Origin of the sequence: Bradyrhizobium sp. IC4060, from assembly GCF_020193715.1 — a bacterium.
Classification (GTDB): domain Bacteria; phylum Pseudomonadota; class Alphaproteobacteria; order Rhizobiales; family Xanthobacteraceae; genus Bradyrhizobium; species Bradyrhizobium yuanmingense.
In genome coordinates, this window is record NZ_JADYVJ010000002.1 from 119,994 (window position 1) to 138,291 (window position 18,298).

The 18,298-nt window shown below is 65.4% G+C and carries 16 protein-coding genes; 10 read left to right on the forward strand and 6 right to left on the reverse strand.

What is annotated here, in order from left to right; translation table 11 throughout:
* Positions 1–368: 368 nt before the first annotated feature.
* Complete coding sequence (locus I6F16_RS07435; protein ID WP_036006386.1) at positions 369–1,376, reverse strand: polyprenyl synthetase family protein; 1,008 nt, start codon at positions 1,374–1,376, stop codon at positions 369–371.
* 133 nt (positions 1,377–1,509) lie between these two features.
* Between I6F16_RS07435 and I6F16_RS07440 the strand changes: the two genes are divergently transcribed.
* The 6 genes from I6F16_RS07440 to glyS all read left to right on the forward strand — a co-directional run bounded on the left by I6F16_RS07440 (position 1,510) and on the right by glyS (position 7,166).
* Positions 1,510–1,737: a DUF2007 domain-containing protein gene (locus tag I6F16_RS07440; protein WP_008562067.1), complete on the forward strand. Its 228-nt coding sequence runs from the start codon at positions 1,510–1,512 to the stop codon at positions 1,735–1,737.
* Positions 1,730–2,494, forward strand: coding sequence for a methyltransferase (locus I6F16_RS07445; protein WP_036006371.1), 765 nt, complete (start codon positions 1,730–1,732; stop codon positions 2,492–2,494). The genes I6F16_RS07440 and I6F16_RS07445 overlap by 8 nt, the downstream gene beginning before the upstream one ends.
* A gap of 216 nt (positions 2,495–2,710) precedes the next feature.
* Positions 2,711–3,619: a S49 family peptidase gene (locus tag I6F16_RS07450; RefSeq protein WP_225173534.1), complete on the forward strand. Its 909-nt coding sequence runs from the start codon at positions 2,711–2,713 to the stop codon at positions 3,617–3,619.
* Positions 3,620–3,723: 104 nt separating this feature from the next.
* Positions 3,724–3,915, forward strand: a complete 192-nt coding sequence (locus I6F16_RS07455) for a hypothetical protein (RefSeq protein ID WP_057026308.1) — start codon at positions 3,724–3,726, stop codon at positions 3,913–3,915.
* 213 nt (positions 3,916–4,128) lie between these two features.
* A complete protein-coding gene (locus tag I6F16_RS07460) occupies positions 4,129–5,067 on the forward strand; it encodes a glycine--tRNA ligase subunit alpha (RefSeq protein ID WP_036006377.1) in 939 nt (312 codons plus the stop codon).
* Positions 5,067–7,166 (forward strand): glycine--tRNA ligase subunit beta, encoded by a 2,100-nt coding sequence (glyS, locus tag I6F16_RS07465; RefSeq protein ID WP_225147833.1) that lies wholly within the window; start codon positions 5,067–5,069, stop codon positions 7,164–7,166. The genes I6F16_RS07460 and glyS overlap by 1 nt, the downstream gene beginning before the upstream one ends.
* A gap of 275 nt (positions 7,167–7,441) precedes the next feature.
* Here glyS and I6F16_RS07470 read toward each other — a convergent pair whose 3' ends face one another.
* Positions 7,442–7,795, reverse strand: a complete 354-nt coding sequence (locus tag I6F16_RS07470) for a DUF1236 domain-containing protein (protein ID WP_036006381.1) — start codon at positions 7,793–7,795, stop codon at positions 7,442–7,444.
* A gap of 223 nt (positions 7,796–8,018) precedes the next feature.
* Between I6F16_RS07470 and I6F16_RS07475 the strand changes: the two genes are divergently transcribed.
* Complete coding sequence (locus I6F16_RS07475) at positions 8,019–8,174, forward strand: DUF3096 domain-containing protein (protein WP_008562090.1); 156 nt, start codon at positions 8,019–8,021, stop codon at positions 8,172–8,174.
* Between the two features lie 96 nt (positions 8,175–8,270).
* Entirely contained in the window at positions 8,271–11,186 is a 2,916-nt protein-coding gene (ppdK, locus tag I6F16_RS07480; RefSeq protein WP_036024905.1) for a pyruvate, phosphate dikinase, read from the forward strand.
* Positions 11,187–11,361: 175 nt separating this feature from the next.
* Here the strand turns inward: ppdK and I6F16_RS07485 are convergent, their stop codons facing one another.
* Both I6F16_RS07485 and I6F16_RS07490 read right to left on the reverse strand, forming a co-directional pair.
* The gene (locus I6F16_RS07485; protein ID WP_036006385.1) at positions 11,362–12,636 is read right to left on the reverse strand and encodes a multidrug effflux MFS transporter; all 1,275 of its coding nucleotides are present in this window, start codon (positions 12,634–12,636) and stop codon (positions 11,362–11,364) included.
* Positions 12,637–12,868: 232 nt separating this feature from the next.
* Positions 12,869–14,698, reverse strand: coding sequence for an aminopeptidase P family protein (locus I6F16_RS07490; RefSeq protein ID WP_225114529.1), 1,830 nt, complete (start codon positions 14,696–14,698; stop codon positions 12,869–12,871).
* Positions 14,699–14,885: 187 nt separating this feature from the next.
* On the opposite strand from I6F16_RS07490, the gene I6F16_RS07495 reads away from it, so the two are divergent.
* Positions 14,886–15,065 (forward strand): hypothetical protein, encoded by a 180-nt coding sequence (locus tag I6F16_RS07495; protein WP_036024908.1) that lies wholly within the window; start codon positions 14,886–14,888, stop codon positions 15,063–15,065.
* A gap of 39 nt (positions 15,066–15,104) precedes the next feature.
* On the opposite strand, the gene I6F16_RS07500 is transcribed toward I6F16_RS07495, so the two are convergent.
* Positions 15,105–15,992, reverse strand: a complete 888-nt coding sequence (locus tag I6F16_RS07500) for a 50S ribosomal protein L11 methyltransferase (protein ID WP_225114528.1) — start codon at positions 15,990–15,992, stop codon at positions 15,105–15,107.
* Between the two features lie 154 nt (positions 15,993–16,146).
* Here I6F16_RS07500 and I6F16_RS07505 point away from each other — a divergent pair, with 154 nt between their 5' ends.
* Positions 16,147–16,311 (forward strand): Flp family type IVb pilin, encoded by a 165-nt coding sequence (locus tag I6F16_RS07505; RefSeq protein WP_036006397.1) that lies wholly within the window; start codon positions 16,147–16,149, stop codon positions 16,309–16,311.
* A 274-nt stretch (positions 16,312–16,585) separates the two neighbouring features.
* On the opposite strand, the gene I6F16_RS07510 is transcribed toward I6F16_RS07505, so the two are convergent.
* A complete protein-coding gene (locus tag I6F16_RS07510) occupies positions 16,586–18,196 on the reverse strand; it encodes an NAD(P)/FAD-dependent oxidoreductase (protein WP_036006399.1) in 1,611 nt (536 codons plus the stop codon).
* Positions 18,197–18,298: the final 102 nt, after the last annotated feature.

The window sequence follows — 18,298 nt, forward strand, 5'->3', positions numbered from 1 at the left end:
TCAGTAACTTGCAAAATGCAAGTGACCGCGCGGGGAGCCATGTGGAGAGAGTGAGGCTGGATTCTGCTGGTGAGATGAAGCGCGCTCTCGTGCCCCGGACGCAGCGCAGCGCCCCCTAGCGGTGCGCTGCAGAGCCGGGACCCATATTGATCATGATTGCGGATGTCGCATGGGTCCCGGCTCCGCGCAGCAGCGTTTCACGCTGCAGCGTGTCCGGGACACGAGAGCGAGCGGTGCCGTCGCGGCGTACTCCGTCATTGCGAGCGCATCGAGGCAATCCAGACTGTTTCCGCGGCGGAATTCTGGATTGCTTCGCTACGCTCGCAATGACGGGTGCGGGGAGCGCGCAAAGCGTGAGCGTCAGTCGCCTAATGCGATCTTGCCAAGCAGAACGCCACGACCTGCTCCAGCGCGCTCTTCATCGGCGAGGGCGGGAACAGCGCCAGCGCATCCACGGCCATGGCGCCGTAGTGCTGGGCGCGGATCAGCGTGTCCTCGAGCGCGCGGTGCTTGTTCATCAGGCCGATGGCGTGATCGAGATCGGAATCGCCGATCTCGCCGCGCTCGAGCGCCCGGATCCAGAAGGCGCGCTCGGTGTCGTTGCCGCGGCGGAAGGCGAGCACGACGGGCAGCGTGATCTTGCCTTCGCGGAAATCGTCGCCGGTGTTCTTGCCGAGCTTGGCGCTCTTGCCGCCGTAGTCGAGCACGTCGTCGACGAGCTGGAAGGCGATGCCGAGATTCATGCCGACCGAGCGGCAGGCAGTCTGCTCCGCCTTCGGGCGGTTCGCGATCACGGGGCCGACCTCGCAGGCGGCGGCGAACAATTCGGCGGTCTTGCCGCGGATCACGGCGAGATATTCGTCCTCGGTGGTCGCGGTGTTCTTGGCGGCGGCGAGCTGCATCACCTCGCCCTCGGCGATGGTGGCGGCCGCCGCGGAGAGGATGTCGAGCGCGCGCAGCGAGCCGACCTCGACCATCATGCGGAAGGCCTGGCCGAGCAGGAAGTCGCCAACCAGCACGCTTGCCTCGTTGCCCCAGAGCATGCGCGCCGACAGCTTGCCGCGGCGCATCTCGCTCTCGTCGACCACGTCGTCGTGGAGCAGGGTGGCGGTGTGCATGAACTCGACGCTGGCAGCTAACTTGATGTGGCCGTCACCGGTGTAGCCGGCGAGGTTGGCCATGGCGAGCGTCAGCATCGGGCGCAGGCGCTTGCCGCCCGAGGAGATCAAGTGGTTGGCCACTTCAGGGATCATGGTCACGTCGGAGCCGGTCCGCGACAGGATCGTGGCATTGACGCGCTCCATGTCGGGAGCGACAAGGGCAACCAGCTCTTCGATCGACGCGCCGGGGGTTTCGAAAGGTACGATGACGGCCACGCCGGTCTCCAATATTTGCCCCGGAAGGGCTATTCTGATGGAAATACAATAGAAACTGGCGGCGGATGCGGCAAGGGCCGCGGAACCATTGACATTTGCCGCGTTAGCCACTTTCAGGCAGGAGACCTCCGTTTTGCGTGAACTGGTTCGGACCAACGATATGGTGCTGGTGTCGGCGATTGGCGCGCTGCTCGACGGCGCCAACATCCATCATCTGGTGCTGGACCAGAACATGAGCATCATCGAGGGATCTCTCGGCATTCTGCCGCGGCGGATCCTGGTTCATGAGGACGACGCCGAGGAAGCCAGGGCGCTCCTCACCGAGGCAGGCCTCAGCCACGAACTGCGCGGCGATGATTGAGGCCGCGGATATTACCGAGGACGCGTTTCTCGGTGGGCAGTTGCGCTTGATGCAGAAGCGGTCAGGCCACCGCGCCGGGCACGACGCCATCCTGCTGGCAGCAGCGACCGACGCTAAGGCGGGTGACCGCGTGGTCGAGCTTGGCGCCGGCGTCGGCACGGCGGGCCTTGCGCTGGCGCGGCGCGTCGCGGGGATCAGGCTCAGCCTGGTCGAGATCGATCCGGAACTGGCGCAGCTCGCGCGGGCCAACGCCGCCGCGAACGCGATTCCTGCCGAGGTCATCGTGCTCGACGTCACCGCCGACGCGCAGGCGTTTGCAGCGAACGGACTTCTGCCCGACGGTTCCGACGCCGTATTGATGAACCCGCCCTTCAACGACCCCGCACGCCATCGCGGCTCGCCGGATCAGGCGCGCCACACCGCGCATGTGGCGAGGGAGGAGACGCTGCATGCGTGGGTGCATGCAGCCCGGCGCATTCTCCGATCGAGCGGCGTGCTGACCCTGATCTGGCGCGCGGACGGAATTGGCGACGTCGTGGCAGCGCTGTCACGCGGCTTCGGCAGCCTCGCGATCCTGCCGGTTCATGGCGAAGCGGGAAAGCCTGCCATCCGGGTGCTGGTGCGCGCAGTCAAAGGCGGCCGGGCACCGACGCAATTGCTGCCGGGCCTCATGCTCAACGAGGAGTCAAACGTGCCGAAGAAAGAGGTGAAGGATATTCTGGAGGGGAGGGCGGCGTTGCCGCTGGCGAGGCCGTGACGGCTTATTGCGGAAGCGATTCCGTCTGTTGCTCTTGCGGCGACGTAAAGTGAAGCGCCGTGAAAAGCGCACCGATCAACAGCAACAGCAGATAGATCTTCATGGCGTTTCCTTCCGCTGCCTATTGCAGCTTCCCAACGCGGATTCTGCAAAACACGTTCCTGGCACTTTCAATGACACTCGCGTGATAAGAAATGGTTAATCAGAGGTAAGGCCATGGCCGAACAATTGAACGATCGTGAGAGTTCCGGCCTGGCCGACAAGCTCATGCAATATCTGCCGGCGCGCTTTCGTCCCGGCACGGCGGTCGTGCCGGTGGTGCGGCTGTCCGGTGTGATCGGTGCGGTGACGCCGCTGCGTCCGGGCCTGACGCTTGCCAGCGTCGCGCGGGTGCTCGAGCGCGCGTTTTCCTATCGGCACGCCAAGGCCGTGGCGCTGGTGATCAACTCGCCCGGCGGTTCGCCGGTGCAGTCGCGCCAGATCTACTTGCGCATCAAGCAGCTCGCCTCGGAGAAGAAGCTGCCGGTGCTCGTGTTCGTCGAGGACGTTGCGGCCTCCGGTGGTTACATGATCGCCTGCGCGGGCAACGAGATCATCTGCGATCCCTCCTCGATCCTCGGCTCGATCGGCGTGGTCGGCGGCAGTTTCGGTTTTCAGGAGGCGATCAGGCGGCTCGGCGTCGAGCGGCGCCTCTACACCTCGGGCGAGCACAAGGCGATGCTCGACCCGTTTCTTCCGGAAAACCCTGACGACGTCATGAGGCTGAAGGCGATCCAGCGCGAGATCCACCAGATCTTCATCGCGCTGGTCAAGGAAAGCCGCGGCGCCCGGCTGAAGGGAGCGGACGACACGCTGTTCACGGGCGAATACTGGGCGGGGGACAGCGCGATCGCGCTGGGGCTCGCCGACAGCATCGGCGATCTCCGCTCAACTCTTCGTGCCCGTTATGGTGAGAAGGTTCTCACCCCCGTGATTGCGCAGCCGACCGGGCTGCTCTCCGGCCTTTTGGGCCGGAAATCGCCCGGCGCGGGGCAGCTTTCGGCCCTGGAATCAATGGCCGGGCTGCCGGACGAGCTGATCTCGGCGGTCGAGACGCGGGCGATTTGGGCGAAATTCGGGTTCTAGGTCTCGCGCTCCCGCGCCATTTCGCCCGGGCGGCGCCAATTGCGGCGCAGGTCCATCTGCGCAACAATGCGTGTGGGGGCTGAGCATGAGACGAGGATCGACCGATGCCGCCGTTCGTCGCTTTCGCGGGCGTCCTGGGCGGGCTTGCCGTGGTCCGCTGGGCCTACAAGACCGCCATCCGAATCAACCAGGAGCTTGAGGAGATGCGCCTGTCGCGCGTCGCCGAGGCCGCCCGTATGGGGGATATCCAGACGCTGAAGCGTGACCCCGTGACCGGAGCTTACCGGCCGGGGTAGGGCACACCTCCACGCGTTCGTCATTCCGGGGCTCGCGAAGCGAGAGCCCGGAATCCATCCGAACCACGGAGTGAGCGGCGCAATGGACTCCGGGCTCGCCCTGCGGGCGCCCCGGAATGACGCCCGAATCCAACCCCTTCGCCTTGATTCCCATCCCCGCCGTCGATACGGTCCCGCGCGATTCAAAACCCCCCGCGAGAGCCCGATCTGACGATGGACGCCTCATTGCCCGCCCATATGCGCCCGGAACGCTCGTTCCAGGGCTTCATCCTCGCGCTCCAGCGGTTCTGGGCCGAGCAGGGCTGCGTGATCCTGCAGCCCTACGACATGGAAATGGGCGCGGGCACCTTCCATCCGGCGACCACGCTCCGCGCGCTTGGGCCAAAGCCGTGGAACGCGGCCTATGTGCAGCCCTCGCGCCGGCCCAAGGACGGCCGTTACGGCGAGAACCCGAACCGGATGCAGCACTATTACCAGTTCCAGGTGATCATGAAGCCGTCGCCGCCGAACCTTCAGGAGCTGTACCTGAAGTCGCTCGCCGCGATCGGCATCGATTCCGCCGTGCACGACATCCGCTTCGTCGAGGACGATTGGGAGAGTCCGACGCTGGGCGCCTGGGGCCTCGGTTGGGAGTGCTGGTGCGACGGCATGGAGGTCAGCCAGTTCACTTACTTTCAGCAGGTCGCCGGCTTCGAATGCGCCCCGGTCGCGGGCGAGCTCACCTACGGGCTCGAGCGCCTCGCGATGTATGTGCAGGGCGTCGACCGCGTCTACGACCTCAATTTCAATGGACGCGACGGTGACCAGAAGGTCACCTATGGCGACGTGTTCCTGCAGGCCGAGCAGGAATATTCGCGGCACAATTTCGAATATGCCGACACCGCGATGCTGTTCGAGCAGTTCAAGATGGCGGAAGCTGCCTGCAAAAAATATCTCGACGCCGGCTGGCGCGACGGCGGCAACCGGAAACAGCATCTGATGGCGCTGCCTGCCTACGACCAGTGCATCAAGGCGAGCCACGTCTTCAACCTGCTCGATGCCCGCGGCGTGATCTCCGTGACCGAACGGCAGAGCTACATTCTGCGCGTGCGCGAGCTCGCAAAAGCTTGTGGCGAGGCCTGGATCCACACTGAAGCGGGCGGAGCGGCCTGATGCCCGATCTTTTGCTTGAACTGTTTTCCGAAGAAATTCCCGCGCGCATGCAGGCGAAGGCGGCGGACGATCTGCGCCGCATGGTCACCGACAAGCTGGTTGCCGAAGGCCTAGTCTATGAGGGCGCAAAGGCGTTCGCGACACCGCGCCGCCTTGCGCTCACCGTGCACGGCATCCCAGCGCGCCAGCCTGATCTGAAGACCGAGCGTCGCGGCCCGAAGGTCGGCGCGCCCGATGCGGCCGTGCAGGGCTTCCTCAAGGCAACCGGTTTGAAGTCGTTGGACGAAGCCAAAATCCAGCGCGACCCCAAGGGTGATTTCTACATCGGCTTGATCGAGAAGCCCGGCCGCGACGCGATCGACGTGCTCGCCGAGATCCTGCCTGTCATCATCCGCACCTTCCCCTGGCCGAAATCGATGCGCTGGGGCGCGCGTTCCGGCAAGCCGGGGTCGCTGAACTGGGTGCGTCCGCTGCACGCGATCACCGCGACCTTCGGACCCGAGACCGAAGAGCCCGATGTCGTGACGTTCGAGGTCGACGGCATCGAGAGCGGCCAGACCACTTACGGTCATCGCTTCCTTGCGCCGGCGCCGATCTCCGTGCGCCGCTTCGAGGACTACGAGGCTAAGCTTCTTGCAGCAAAAGTCGTGCTCGACCCCGAGCGCCGCAAGGACGCCATCCTCACCGACGCCAAGCAGCTGGCCTTCGCGCAAGGTTTTGAGCTGGTCGAGGACCAGAACCTGCTCGACGAGGTCGCCGGCCTCGTCGAATGGCCGGTCGTGCTGATGGGCTCGTTCGAGCCGGAATTCTTGAAGACTCCCGACGAAGTCATCCGCGCCACCATCCGCAACAACCAGAAGTGTTTCGTGGTGCGCGACCCCAAGACGGGCAAGCTCGCGAGCAAGTTCATCCTGGTCGCCAATATCGAGGCGACCGATGGTGGTGCGACCATCATCGCCGGCAACGAGCGCGTCATTCGCGCCCGGCTGTCGGATGCGAAGTTCTTCTACGAGACGGACCTGAAGATGAAGCTCGAGGGCCGGCTGCCGAAGTTCGATCAGATCGTGTTTCACGAGAAGCTCGGGACGCAGGCGGAACGCATCATGCGCATCGAGCGCCTGGCCGCCGAGATCGCGCCGCTGGTCGGCGCCGATGTCGCCAAGGCGACGCGCGCGGCGCATCTGGCAAAGGCAGATCTGCTGACGGAAGTCGTCGGCGAATTCCCGGAAGTGCAGGGCCTGATGGGCAAATACTATGCGCTGGCTCAGGGCGAAGACGCCTCCGTCGCCGCGGCCTGCGAGGAGCACTACAAGCCGCAAGGGCCTGCTGATCGCGTTCCGACCGATCCGGTCAGCGTCGTGGTGGCGCTCGCGGACAAGATCGATACCCTGGTTGGGTTCTGGGCGATCGACGAGAAGCCGACGGGCAGCAAGGACCCCTATGCGCTGCGTCGTGCGGCGCTGGGCGTGATCAGGCTGATCGCCGAGAACGCGCTGCGTCTGTCGCTCATAAAGGTGGCGGGATCAGCGCTCGCCGGCTTGTCGGTGAAGCCGGCCGATGCCTCGAAGCTTCCGAGCGATCTGCTCGCCTTCTTCGCCGATCGCCTCAAGGTCCAACTCCGCGAGCAGGGCGCGCGCCACGATCTCGTCGATGCCGTGTTCGCGCTCGGCGGCCAGGACGATCTCCTGATGATCGTCCGCCGCGTCGAGGCGCTCGGAAAATTCCTCGACTCTGACGACGGCAAGAACCTGCTCGCCGGCACCAAGCGCGCCAGCAACATCCTCAGCATCGAGGAGAAGAAGGACAAGCGCAGCTTCGACGGCGCGCCGGATGCTGCGCTCTACAGCCTCGCTGAGGAGAAGGCGCTGGCCAAGGCGATCGGTGAGGTCAAGGCGGAAGCCAGCGCTGCGGTGGCCAAGGAAGACTTCGCCGCCGCGATGAGTGCGATGGCAAAGCTGCGTCCGCCGGTCGATGCCTTCTTCGACAAGGTGCGCGTCAATGACGACGATCCCAAGGTACGCGAGAACCGCCTGAAGCTCCTCAACGAGATCCGCAGCGCCACGCGCGCGGTGGCGGACTTCTCGAAGATCCAGGATTGAGGCGCGGTTTGCGGCAAACACCGCTGTCATTCCGGGGCGCGCGTAGCGCGAGCCCGGAATCCATAACCACGATCGTGAGTATGGATTCTCAGGTGCGCAATTGCGCACCATAGCCCACGCCTCCGGCGTGTCCCGGAATGACGGCTGCTGATGTGGCTTGCCCAAAGAAGCCCCGCCCGGCGGGGGGAGGACCGGGCGGGGCCTGATGTCCGATTTAACACTGCTCGCGCCAGCCTGATGTGACGCGCCGGACATCGAATGGAGCGGCTGCGTCTTTAGTCCAGCACCTCGACGATGCGGCGCGAGCGCGGCTCGACCAGCACGGTTTCGCCGTTCACGACGGTGTAGCGATAGGTCGTGGCGCCGAAACGTTGCGGCACGTCATAATAGGTGACGCCTGCCTCGGGTAAGGTGGTGCCGACCACCACGCGATCCGGAATGCGGAAGGGCGGCACACGTTGTTCAACGACATATTCGCGGAAGGCGGGCCGTTGTTCGACGGCAATCGTCGGCGCGCCGTCGACCATGGCGGGCGCGCGTCCAATCGTGACATCGCTTTGCGCCTGCGCCGCAAGGGGCGCGCCGGTTGCGGCCGCGAGCGCTGCGAGAGCAAAAATCCTGTTCCGCATGGACAACTCCTTCGACGTGATTCTGCGGGCGCGCGAGCGGCGCGACCGGTTGCCAATGCGTGCCTCAAGCCAATGTTCCGGGAAAAGGCATGCCGCATTCGCGGCAATTTCGGGCAGTTTTCGTGAGGCCGGAACTCGCAGCAGCCCTTGCGCATCTCTACTCCCGGAACCCATCCGGTTATGATCCGCGCGCGATTCGCCTCACCTCACAGAAAGATAGTTCATGCACATCACCGTCGCCCACATTTCGCCGATCCTGTCGTTGATTGCGGGCGTGCTCATCCTGATCATGCCGCGGCTTCTCAACCTCATCGTCGCGATCTTCCTCATCGTCAACGGCGCGATCGGGCTCGGGCTCCTGAAGTGGCTCCGCTTCTAGGCGTTCACTTTTCGGAACTGTCCGTCTTGCGCGGGCCCGCCCAAAGTGGTGTAAGGCCCGCGATTTCCCATTCCTCTCGCAGGTTGTGTGCAAGCTATGGCCAAAGCCGCCTCGAAGCCTTCTAAAACTGCAGCGAAATCAAAGCCCTCCGCCAAGGCGAAGGCCGCGCCGGCGGCCCGCAAGGCGCTGGCCAAGAGCGCGCCGAAGCCGGTCGCCAAACCCACTGCAAAGCCGGTGGCAAAGGCAATGACCAAGGCGGCTTCGCCGAAGGTTGCCGCGAAGCCTGCGCCGAAGAAGGTTGTGCCTGCCAAGGCGGCGCCGGCAGCGGCCAAGGCCGGCAAATGGGTCTACACGTTCGGTGATGGCAAGGCCGAGGGCCGGACGGAAATGCGCGACCTGCTCGGCGGCAAGGGCGCCAACCTCGCCGAGATGGCCAATCTCGGCCTGCCGGTGCCTCCGGGCTTCACCATCCCGACCTCGGTCTGCACCTATTTCTACGAGCACGACAAGACCTACCCGAAGGAACTGAAGCCGCAGGTTGAGAAGGCGCTCGACTATGTCGGCAAGTTGACCGGCAAGGTGTTCGGCGACACCAGGAACCCGCTGCTCGTCTCGGTGCGCTCCGGCGCGCGCGCCTCGATGCCGGGCATGATGGACACCGTGCTCAATCTCGGCCTCAACGACCAGACCGTGGAAGCGCTGGCCGAGCTGTCGGGCGACCGCCGTTTCGCCTATGACAGCTATCGCCGCTTCATCACGATGTATTCCGACGTGGTGCTCGGCTTCGAGCATCATCACTTCGAGGAGATCCTCGACACCTTCAAGGACAGCCAGGGCTACACGCTCGACACTGATCTGTCCGCCGAGGACTGGGTCGAGCTGGTCGGCAAGTACAAGGACGCGGTCGCACGCGAGACCGGCAAGGAATTCCCGCAGGATCCGCACGACCAGCTCTGGGGCGCGATCGGCGCGGTCTTCTCATCCTGGATGAATGCGCGCGCGGTGACCTACCGCAAGCTGCACGACATTCCGGAATCCTGGGGCACCGCGGTCAACGTGCAGGCCATGGTGTTCGGCAACATGGGCGAGACCTCGGCCACGGGCGTTGCCTTCACCCGCAACCCCTCGACCGGCGAGAGCAAGCTCTACGGCGAGTTCCTGATCAACGCGCAAGGCGAGGACGTGGTCGCGGGCATCCGCACGCCGCAGGACATCACCGAGGAGGCGCGGAAGGAGTCGGGCTCCGACAAGGCGTCGATGGAAGCGGCGATGCCGGAAGCCTTCAAGGAGCTGACGCGGATCTACACGCTGCTCGAGAAGCACTACCGCGACATGCAGGACATGGAGTTCACCGTCGAGCAGGGTAAGCTCTGGATGCTCCAAACCCGCGGCGGCAAGCGCACCGCCAAGGCGGCGCTGCGCATCGCGGTCGAGCTCGCCAATGAGGGCCTGATCTCGAAGAAGGAAGCGGTGACGCGGATCGATCCGGCCTCGCTCGACCAGCTCCTGCATCCGACCATAGATCCCAACGCCAAGCGCGACGTGATCGCAACCGGCCTGCCGGCTTCGCCGGGTGCGGCCTCCGGCGAGATCGTGTTCTCCTCGGACGAGGCGGCCAAGCTTCAGGGCGACGGACGCAAGGTGATTTTGGTCCGCATCGAGACCAGCCCGGAAGACATCCACGGCATGCACGCCGCCGAAGGCATCCTGACCACGCGCGGCGGCATGACCTCGCACGCGGCGGTGGTCGCGCGCGGCATGGGCAAGCCCTGCGTCTCCGGCTGCGGGACCATCCGCGTCGATTACGGCCGCGGCACCATGAGCATCGGCTCGCGCACCTTCAAGACCGGTGATGTCATCACCATCGACGGCTCGCTCGGCCAGGTGCTCGCCGGCCGCATGCCGATGATCGAGCCGGAGCTGTCCGGCGAGTTCGGCACGCTGATGAATTGGGCCGACCAGGTCCGCAAGATCGGCGTCCGGGTCAACGGCGACACGCCGGACGACGCGCGCACCGCGATCAAGTTCGGCGCGGAAGGCATCGGCCTCTGCCGCACCGAGCACATGTTCTTCGAGGAGACGCGCATCCGCACGGTGCGCGAGATGATCCTCTCCGAGGACGAGCAGTCGCGCCGCGCCGCGCTGGCAAAACTGCTGCCGATGCAGCGCGCCGACTTCGTCGAGCTGTTCGAGATCATGAAGGGCCTGCCCGTCACGATCCGGCTTCTGGATCCTCCCCTTCATGAATTCCTGCCGCACACCCATGCCGAGGTCGAGGAAGTGGCGCGCGCCATGAACACCGACCCGCGGCGCCTCGCCGACCGCGCCCGGGAGCTCTCGGAGTTCAACCCGATGCTCGGCTTCCGCGGCTGCCGCATCGCCATCGCCTATCCCGAGATCGCCGAGATGCAGGCCCGCGCGATCTTCGAGGCGGCGGTCGAGGCGCAGAAGCGCACCGGCAAGGCCGTCGGCCTCGAGGTGATGGTGCCGCTGATCGCGACCAAGGCCGAGCTCGACCTGGTCAAGGCACGGATCGATGCCACCGCACAGGCCGTGATGCGCGAGACCAACACCAAGCTGGCCTATCAGGTCGGCACCATGATCGAGCTGCCGCGCGCCTGCCTGCTCGCGGGCGAGATCGCGCAGTCGGCCGAGTTCTTCTCGTTCGGCACCAACGACCTGACGCAGACGACCTACGGCATCAGCCGCGACGACGCGGCGAGCTTCCTCGGTCCCTATGTGGCGAAGGGCATCCTCACGGTCGATCCCTTCATCTCGCTCGATCAGGAAGGCGTCGGCGAGCTGGTCAAGATCGGCGTCGCCCGCGGCCGCAAGACCCGCACTTCGCTCAAGGTCGGCATCTGCGGCGAGCACGGCGGCGATCCCGCCTCCGTCGCCTTCTGCCACCATATCGGTCTCGACTACGTCTCCTGCTCGCCCTACCGCGTGCCGATCGCGCGGCTTGCAGCGGCGCAGGCCGCGCTCGGCAAGGCGATCGCGAGCCAGGCGTAAGCCGAAACACAGACTTGAATTGAGAGAGGCGGGGCCCAGCCCCGCCTCTCATTTTTGGCACTGCTCTCTCCGCGTCGTCATTGCGAGCCACCGGGTCCGCGCAAAGCGCGGCCCGATGACAGGCTCCACGAAGCAATCCAGAATCGTTCCGCAGAAGGACTCTACTCGGCGCCCCTCACATCATCCCCGTCTCATCCTCCTCGGCCTGCCCGATCAGCGCCTCGCTCGCTACCGCCTCGCGGCGGGGCACGACGAACATCATCACGCAGGCGCAAAGGATCGAGATCGCGAGGACCGCTGAGGTCAGCGGCAGCGTCGTTGCGGAGTGGCCGCCGAGATAGGCGCCGAACTGCGACATCAGCGCGCCAACGCCTTGCTGCAGGAAGCCCATCGCGCCCGAGGCGGTGCCGGCCGCTTCGGGACGGATGCTGATGGCGCCGGCGGCGGAATTCGCCATCACGAAGGCATTGCCGGCCATCACGATCATATGGGTGCCGAACAGCCAGGCGGGCGCCTCGTTCCAACCGACGAAGCTCCAGAGCAAGTTCGCAAGGCTGCCGCAGAGCTGCAGGGCGAGCCCGAACCAGATCAGCTTCTCCAGCGAGTGGCGCGGCGCAAAGCGCACGCAGAGCAGGTTGCCGACCAGAAACGCAAAGCCCGTCGTTGCGAACCAGGCGCCGTATTCGGCGCTGCTGCGGCCCATCTGCGTCACCACGATGTAGGGCCCGCCGCCGGCGAAGGTGAAGATGATCTGGGACGCCAGCACCTGGCACATCACATAGCCGACGAAGGCGCGGTTGCGGATGAGCATGCCGATATCGCCGCGGAAGCCGCTGCCGGCGGCGCGGCTGCGGCGGGTCTCAGGCAGCGCCAAGGCGATCCCGACGGCAACGACGATGGCGGCGATGGTGATGGCATAAAAGATCGCGCGCCATCCCAACGCGGTCTCGATCAGGCCGCCGGTGAGCGGCGAGACCATCTGCCCGATCATCAGCGCCGCGACCACGAGGCTGATCATCGAGGCGACGCGGTCGCGCTCGTAGATGTCGCGGATGATGGCCCGGCTGATCACCATGCCGGATGCGCCGCCGAGCGCCTGGAAGAAGCGTGCGGCGATCAATTGCGGCAGGGTCTCGGCGAAAATGCAGGCGACGCTGGCCGCCACCATCAGTGCAAGTCCTCCGAGCAGCACCGGACGCCGCCCGAACCGGTCCGACAGCGGGCCCATGATCAGCTGCGACAGCGCGATGCCGACCATGTAGAGCGACACCGTCATCTGAGCGATCGAGATGTCGCTGCCGAAATCCGTCGCCAGCACCGGCAGCGCCGGAACCAGGATGTAGAGCGAGATCGGTGCGACCCCGGTCATCACCACCAGCAGCAGCAACACCAGACGCGAGGTCGCGAGGTTGCCGGCCGCTTCGGGCGGCTTGCTGATGATGCCGTGCATCGCCGGACACTAGCCGCATCGCGTTGCGAGCGAATACGCTCATTTCGGCATACGGCTATGCGCGAGGCGTCAAGGCGCTGGGCCTGTAGGGTGGGCAAAGACGCGCTCTTTGCGCGGCGTGCCCACCGTTGCTGCCGTCACCCGGAGATGGATGGTGGGCACGCATCCGCCTCCGCTCTTCGAGCGGCAGCGGATGCTTTGCCCACCCTACGCAGGCAGTCTTATGACGGAGTTAGAGCTTCAGCTCCGCCGTGGCCTGATCGAGCCAGGTCTTCGTCGCCTCGTCCAGCGCCGGCCGCACGTCGTCCCTGACGCGCGCATGGTACGCGTTCAGCCAATCGAGCTCGTCGCGGCTCAGCATCGCGACATCGATCAGACGGCGGTCGATCGGCGCCAGGGTCAGCGTCTCGAACGCGTTCATCGGCTTCTCGGCACCCTTGATGTCGGCGGCGACGACCAGCTCGAGATTCTCGATGCGGATGCCGAAGCCATCGGTCTTGTAGTAGCCGGGCTCGTTCGACAGGATCATGCCGCGCTTCAACGGCGTGGTGCCGAGCTTCGAAATTCGTGCCGGTCCTTCGTGCACCGAGAGATAGCTGCCGACGCCGTGGCCGGTGCCGTGCTCGAAATCGAGCCCGACGGCCCAGAGATATTGCCGCGCCAGCGTGTCGAGTTGCGCGCCCGTGGTGCCGTCCGGAAAGACGGCGCGCGCGATCGCGATGTGGCCGCGCAGCACGCGGGTGAAGCGGTCGCGCATCTCATCCGTCGGCTCGCCGACCGCCATGGTGCGCGTGACGTCGGTGGTGCCGTCTTCATATTGCGCGCCGGAATCGATCAGCAGGAGATCGCCGGGCGCGATCCGCCGGTTGCTCTTGCGGGTGACGCGGTAATGCACGATGGCGCCGTTCGGGCCGGTGCCGGAGATGGTCGGGAACGAGACGTCCCTGAGCGCGCCGGTGTCGCGGCGGAAGGTTTCCAGCGCCTCGACCGCGTCGATCTCGGTGAGCTTGCCGCTTGGCGCCTCGCGATCGATCCATGCGAGGAAGCGCGCCAGCGCCACGGCGTCGCGCAAATGAGCCGTCTTGGTGCCCTTGATCTCGGTCGCGTTCTTGACCGCCTTGAGCAGTGCAACCGGATCGCTGCCGCGCACCGGCTTGCCGCCGGCCCCGCTGATCAGGCGGCTGAGTGCGTCGGCCGCTGTGGCATTGTCGAGCGCAATGGCCGCACCGCTCTTGGCCAGCGCCATCAGCGTCGGGGCCATGGCGTCCGGTTCGCGCACGTCAGCGGACTGCTCGAGATGGTCGCGTGTGAGGTTGGAGAGCTTGCGGTGGTCGATGAAGATGGTGGGACGGCCGTCCTTCGGCACCAGCGCGTAGGACAGTGGCAGCGGCGTATGGGCGACGTCGGCGCCGCGGATGTTGAAGGTCCAGGCCACCGCGTGACTGTCCGACAGCACCAAGGCATCGGTGCCGAGCTTGGCGATCTCGGCCCTGATCTGGGTCAGCTTCTCCGCTTCAGTGATACCGGCGTGCTGAAGGCTGTGCACCGCGACGGGGGCGAGCGGCGGCTGCGGCCGGTCCTGCCAGATCGCGTCGATCGGATTGCTGTCGACCGCGACCAGCTCGGCCCCGGCCTTGGCGCAGGCGGCGGACAATCGCTCGGCTGCCGAAAAAGTGTGCAGCCACGGATCAAATCCGAGGCGGTCGCCGGCTTTCAGATGCACCGCCACCCAGCTCTCCGGCGGCGGGTCGATCAGCGATTCCACTACCCATGCCTTGGCATCGACCTGCTTGGCCGCCTGCAGCGTGTAGCGGCCGTCGACGAACAGCGCAGCCTCCTGCGGCAGAACCACTGCTAGTCCCGCCGAGCCGGTAAAGCCGGTCAGCCAGGCGAGCCGCTCTTCCGATGGCGGCACATATTCGTTCTGCTGCTGGTCGGCACGTGGCACGACGAAGCCGGTCAACTTGCGACGGGCAAGTTCTTCGCGAAGTGCGGCCAGCCGTGCCGCCAACGCGACGCCGGCCTCCGGCTCCTCGAATGTCTGGAAGTGCGCTTCGAACATGGTGGATCACTTTAGGATCATGGAGATCAGTCCGCAATGTAGACGCATTTGCGTCGCATCTGGCATGGACTGTGCTTGAAATAGTTCCATTCGAATCGAGTGGAGTAAAGGATGCGGCAGTTGCGCTTCGTCCGGATAACAGGGAAATTCGAGCGGGTGGTTCATCTCAACGGCGAGGGGACACACAATGCCAGCGTTCACCTTTGAGAAGATTTCGCCGCCGGCGCGCCGCGCTCCGACAGCGGCAGTAACAAAGAAGCCGCGCGGCCTCATCAGCCAGATGATCGACCGTTTCGCCGAGCGCCGCGCCAAGCGCGCCTTGCGGGGCAAGCGCGCGTCACGCCGCGACGTGAAGCCGGCCGAGTAGCGCGGCGAGGGAGCGCACCGCCGTCGCGACGCGGTTAGTTCATCCCACCTTCCTCAGCAGCAGACTGCTCCACCCCTCGATGCGCAGATGCTTCACCGGCACGAGGCCGCGGGCGCGGTAGGCGGCGATCACGGCGGGCGCCTGGTGCGTCAAGAGGCCGGAGAGGATGACGCGGGCGCCAGGCGCAAGGTGCCGCGTCATCGGGCTTGCCAATTGCCGCAACGGATTGGCAAGGATATTGGCGAGCACCAGGTCGAACGGGCCTGCACGCGCAAAATCTGGCGCGGCAAAGCCGGTCGCGCGGATCACCCGCACATGGTTGCCAACTTCGTTCAGCGTGGCGTTCTCGGCGGCCACCCGGACCGATGGCGGATCGATGTCGGAAGCGAGCACCGCGCGATGCAGCGCCTTCGCCGCCGCGATCGCCAGCACGCCCGTGCCGGTGCCGAGATCGAGCAGGCACCTTGGGCGGGAGCTCTTCAGGACATGGTCAAGCAGAAGTAAACAGCCGCGCGTCGTGCCATGGTGACCGGTGCCGAAGGCGAGCGCCGCCTCGATCTCGATGGCAAGCTTGTTCGGCGCCACACGGTCGCGATCGTGGCTGCCGTGCACGACGAAGCGGCCGGCCGGCACCGGGGCCAGATCTTCAAGGCTGGCTTTGACCCAGTCCTTGGCTTCGACAGTGTCGAAGACGAGCGTCGCCGCGATCTCATTTCCTGCTGAAGTTGCAACGAGTTCGCGCAGCCATGCCTGATCGGGCGCTGCGGCGAAATGCAACGTGACGTCCCAGCGTCCGTCAGGCCGTTCGAACGCGGCGACCGCCGCATCGCCGTCGAAAAAGACCTCGGTGAGCACGTCGACGACGCGCTTGGCGTCGGCTTCGCTGCCAATCGAAAAGCTGGCGCGATAGGTCGGGGAAGGCTGCATTCAGGGTTCCGTCGCGTTCAATTTTTGGAACTTTTGCTGCCCAGTTTTCGGACAAGTTGAGGTTCCCGTATTAACGCGCCTGCAGTGTGTGGCCCGTATATTCTCGGATGTACAAGCAAGTCCACGCAGCTTTGAATTGAAACGGAGGCGAGTCTTGAAGCGCATGATTCAGAAGTTCTGGTCGGATGAGTCCGGTGCAACCGCGATCGAATACGGCCTGATCGCCGCGGGTATCGCCCTGGCGATCATTACCGTGGTGAACGGCCTGGGCACCACCATGAACGAGAAGTTCACTTCGATTAGCACCTCCTTGAAGTAATTTCCGCCGCCATTTTCCAGCGGGGGCTATTTTCTTCAAAGGCTGTTTCTGATCACCGCCCGCTAGGGGTCTCCCCTGGCGGGCGAGGTCGTTTTTGCCGCCCGACTTCACAGCTTATCCGCCTGCTTGTCCGGACTTTGTCCACCACTTTTCCCCTGATCGCCCCGCCGATTTCCCACCGGCTTTCCCCAGGATCGCTCCTGGCCGTATCGCCCAGGCCTCCTCTGGCCGCTCACAGGCCTTTCGACAGCCTGTCCACAACCAATCCACAGCCCTATCCACGGCTTCCGAACAGGGCGCGGTGATCCCGCAGGATGGCCTGCGCGGCGTTATGGCCGGGGGCGCCGGTGACGCCGCCGCCGGGATGGGCGCCGGATCCGCAATGGTAGAGGCCTCTCAGCGGCCCGCGATAATCGGCGTGGCCCAGCATCGGCCGCGCCGAGAACAGCTGGTTCAATGTCAGCGCGCCGTGGAAGATGTCGCCGCCAAGCAGCCCGAACTGCCGCTCGAGATCGAGCGGAGACAGGATCTGACGGCCGAGCACGCTTGCCGCAAATCCCGGCGCGTACTTATCCACCGTCGCGATCATGAGATCGGCGACCTCGTGGCGATGGTCATCCCACGACTTTCCATCGGGAAGCCCTGGTGCGACATGCTGGCAGAACAGGCTAGCGACATGCTTGCCGGCCGGGGCCAGCGTGTCGTCGAGCGTCGAGGGGATCAGCATCTCCACCACGGGCTCGCGGCTCCAGCCCTGCGCGCGCGCGTCGAGCCAGGCACGGTCCATATAGCCAAGGCTCGGCGCCAGGATGATGCCGGAGGTGAGGTGATCGCCCTCGCCTGAGAGCGCCGTGAAGGAGGGCAGGCGGTCCAGCGCCACATTCATCCGGAAGGTGCCGGAGCCGTTCTTCCAATGCCGCATTCGGGCGAGGAAGTCCGCAGGCAGAGCATCGGCCGCGATCAGCCGCGTGTAGAGCAGCTTTGGATTGACATTGGCCGCGACATATTTCGCGCGGATCGCAGAGCCGTTCTCCAGCACGATTCCGACGGCGCGGTCGCGCTCGACGATGACCTCGCGCACACCGGCATCCGTGTCGATCACGACGCCACGGTCGCGTGCCGCGCGCGCCATTGCCTGCGTGATCGCGCCCATGCCGCCGATGGCGTGGCCCCACACGCCCTTCTTGCCGTTCACCTCCCCGAACGCGTGATGCAGCATCACATAGGCCGAGCCGGCGGCGTAGGGGCTGGCATAATTGCCGACGATGGCGTCGAAGCCGAACAGCGCCTTGACCAGATCGTGCTCGAAACGTTCGTCCAGCATCTCGCCGGCCGAGCGCGTGAACAGATCGAGCAGGCTGCGGCTTTGTTCCAGCGTCAGGCCGCGCAGAATGTTGGCGCTCTGCAAAGCGTTCACGGCCTCGCGGACCGCGTTGGTGCCAAAGCTGTCGAGCAGGTTCGGCGGCGCGCGGAGCACGAACCGCCTGAGCACGTCGGCAATGCCTTCCAGCTCGCGCGCGAAGCCGTCGAGCGCTTCCGCATCATGCGCGCTGAGCCGCGCCACCGAGGCTTTCGTTCGTCCCTCGCCGGTGAGGAGATAGCTGCCGTCCGGCGCGGGCAGAAAATTCTGCGCACGCCGCTCGACGATGCGCAGGCCCTGCTCGGCAAGCTTGAGGTCACGGATCACCTGCGGATTGAGCAGGCTCACGGTGTAGGCGGCGACAGAATTGCGAAAGCCGGGGTGAAACTCCTCCGTCACCGCGGCACCGCCGACCACCTTGCGCCGCTCGACCACGCGCACGCGCAGGCCCGCCATCGCCAGATAGGTCGCGCAGGTGAGGCCGTTATGGCCCGCGCCGATGATGATGACGTCGGTATCTGTCATGAAGAATGCGAGGCCCGGTCTACTGTCATTCCGGGGCTCGCGAAGCGAGAACCCGGAATCTCGAGGTTCCGGGTTCGATGCTTTGAATCGCCCGGAACGACC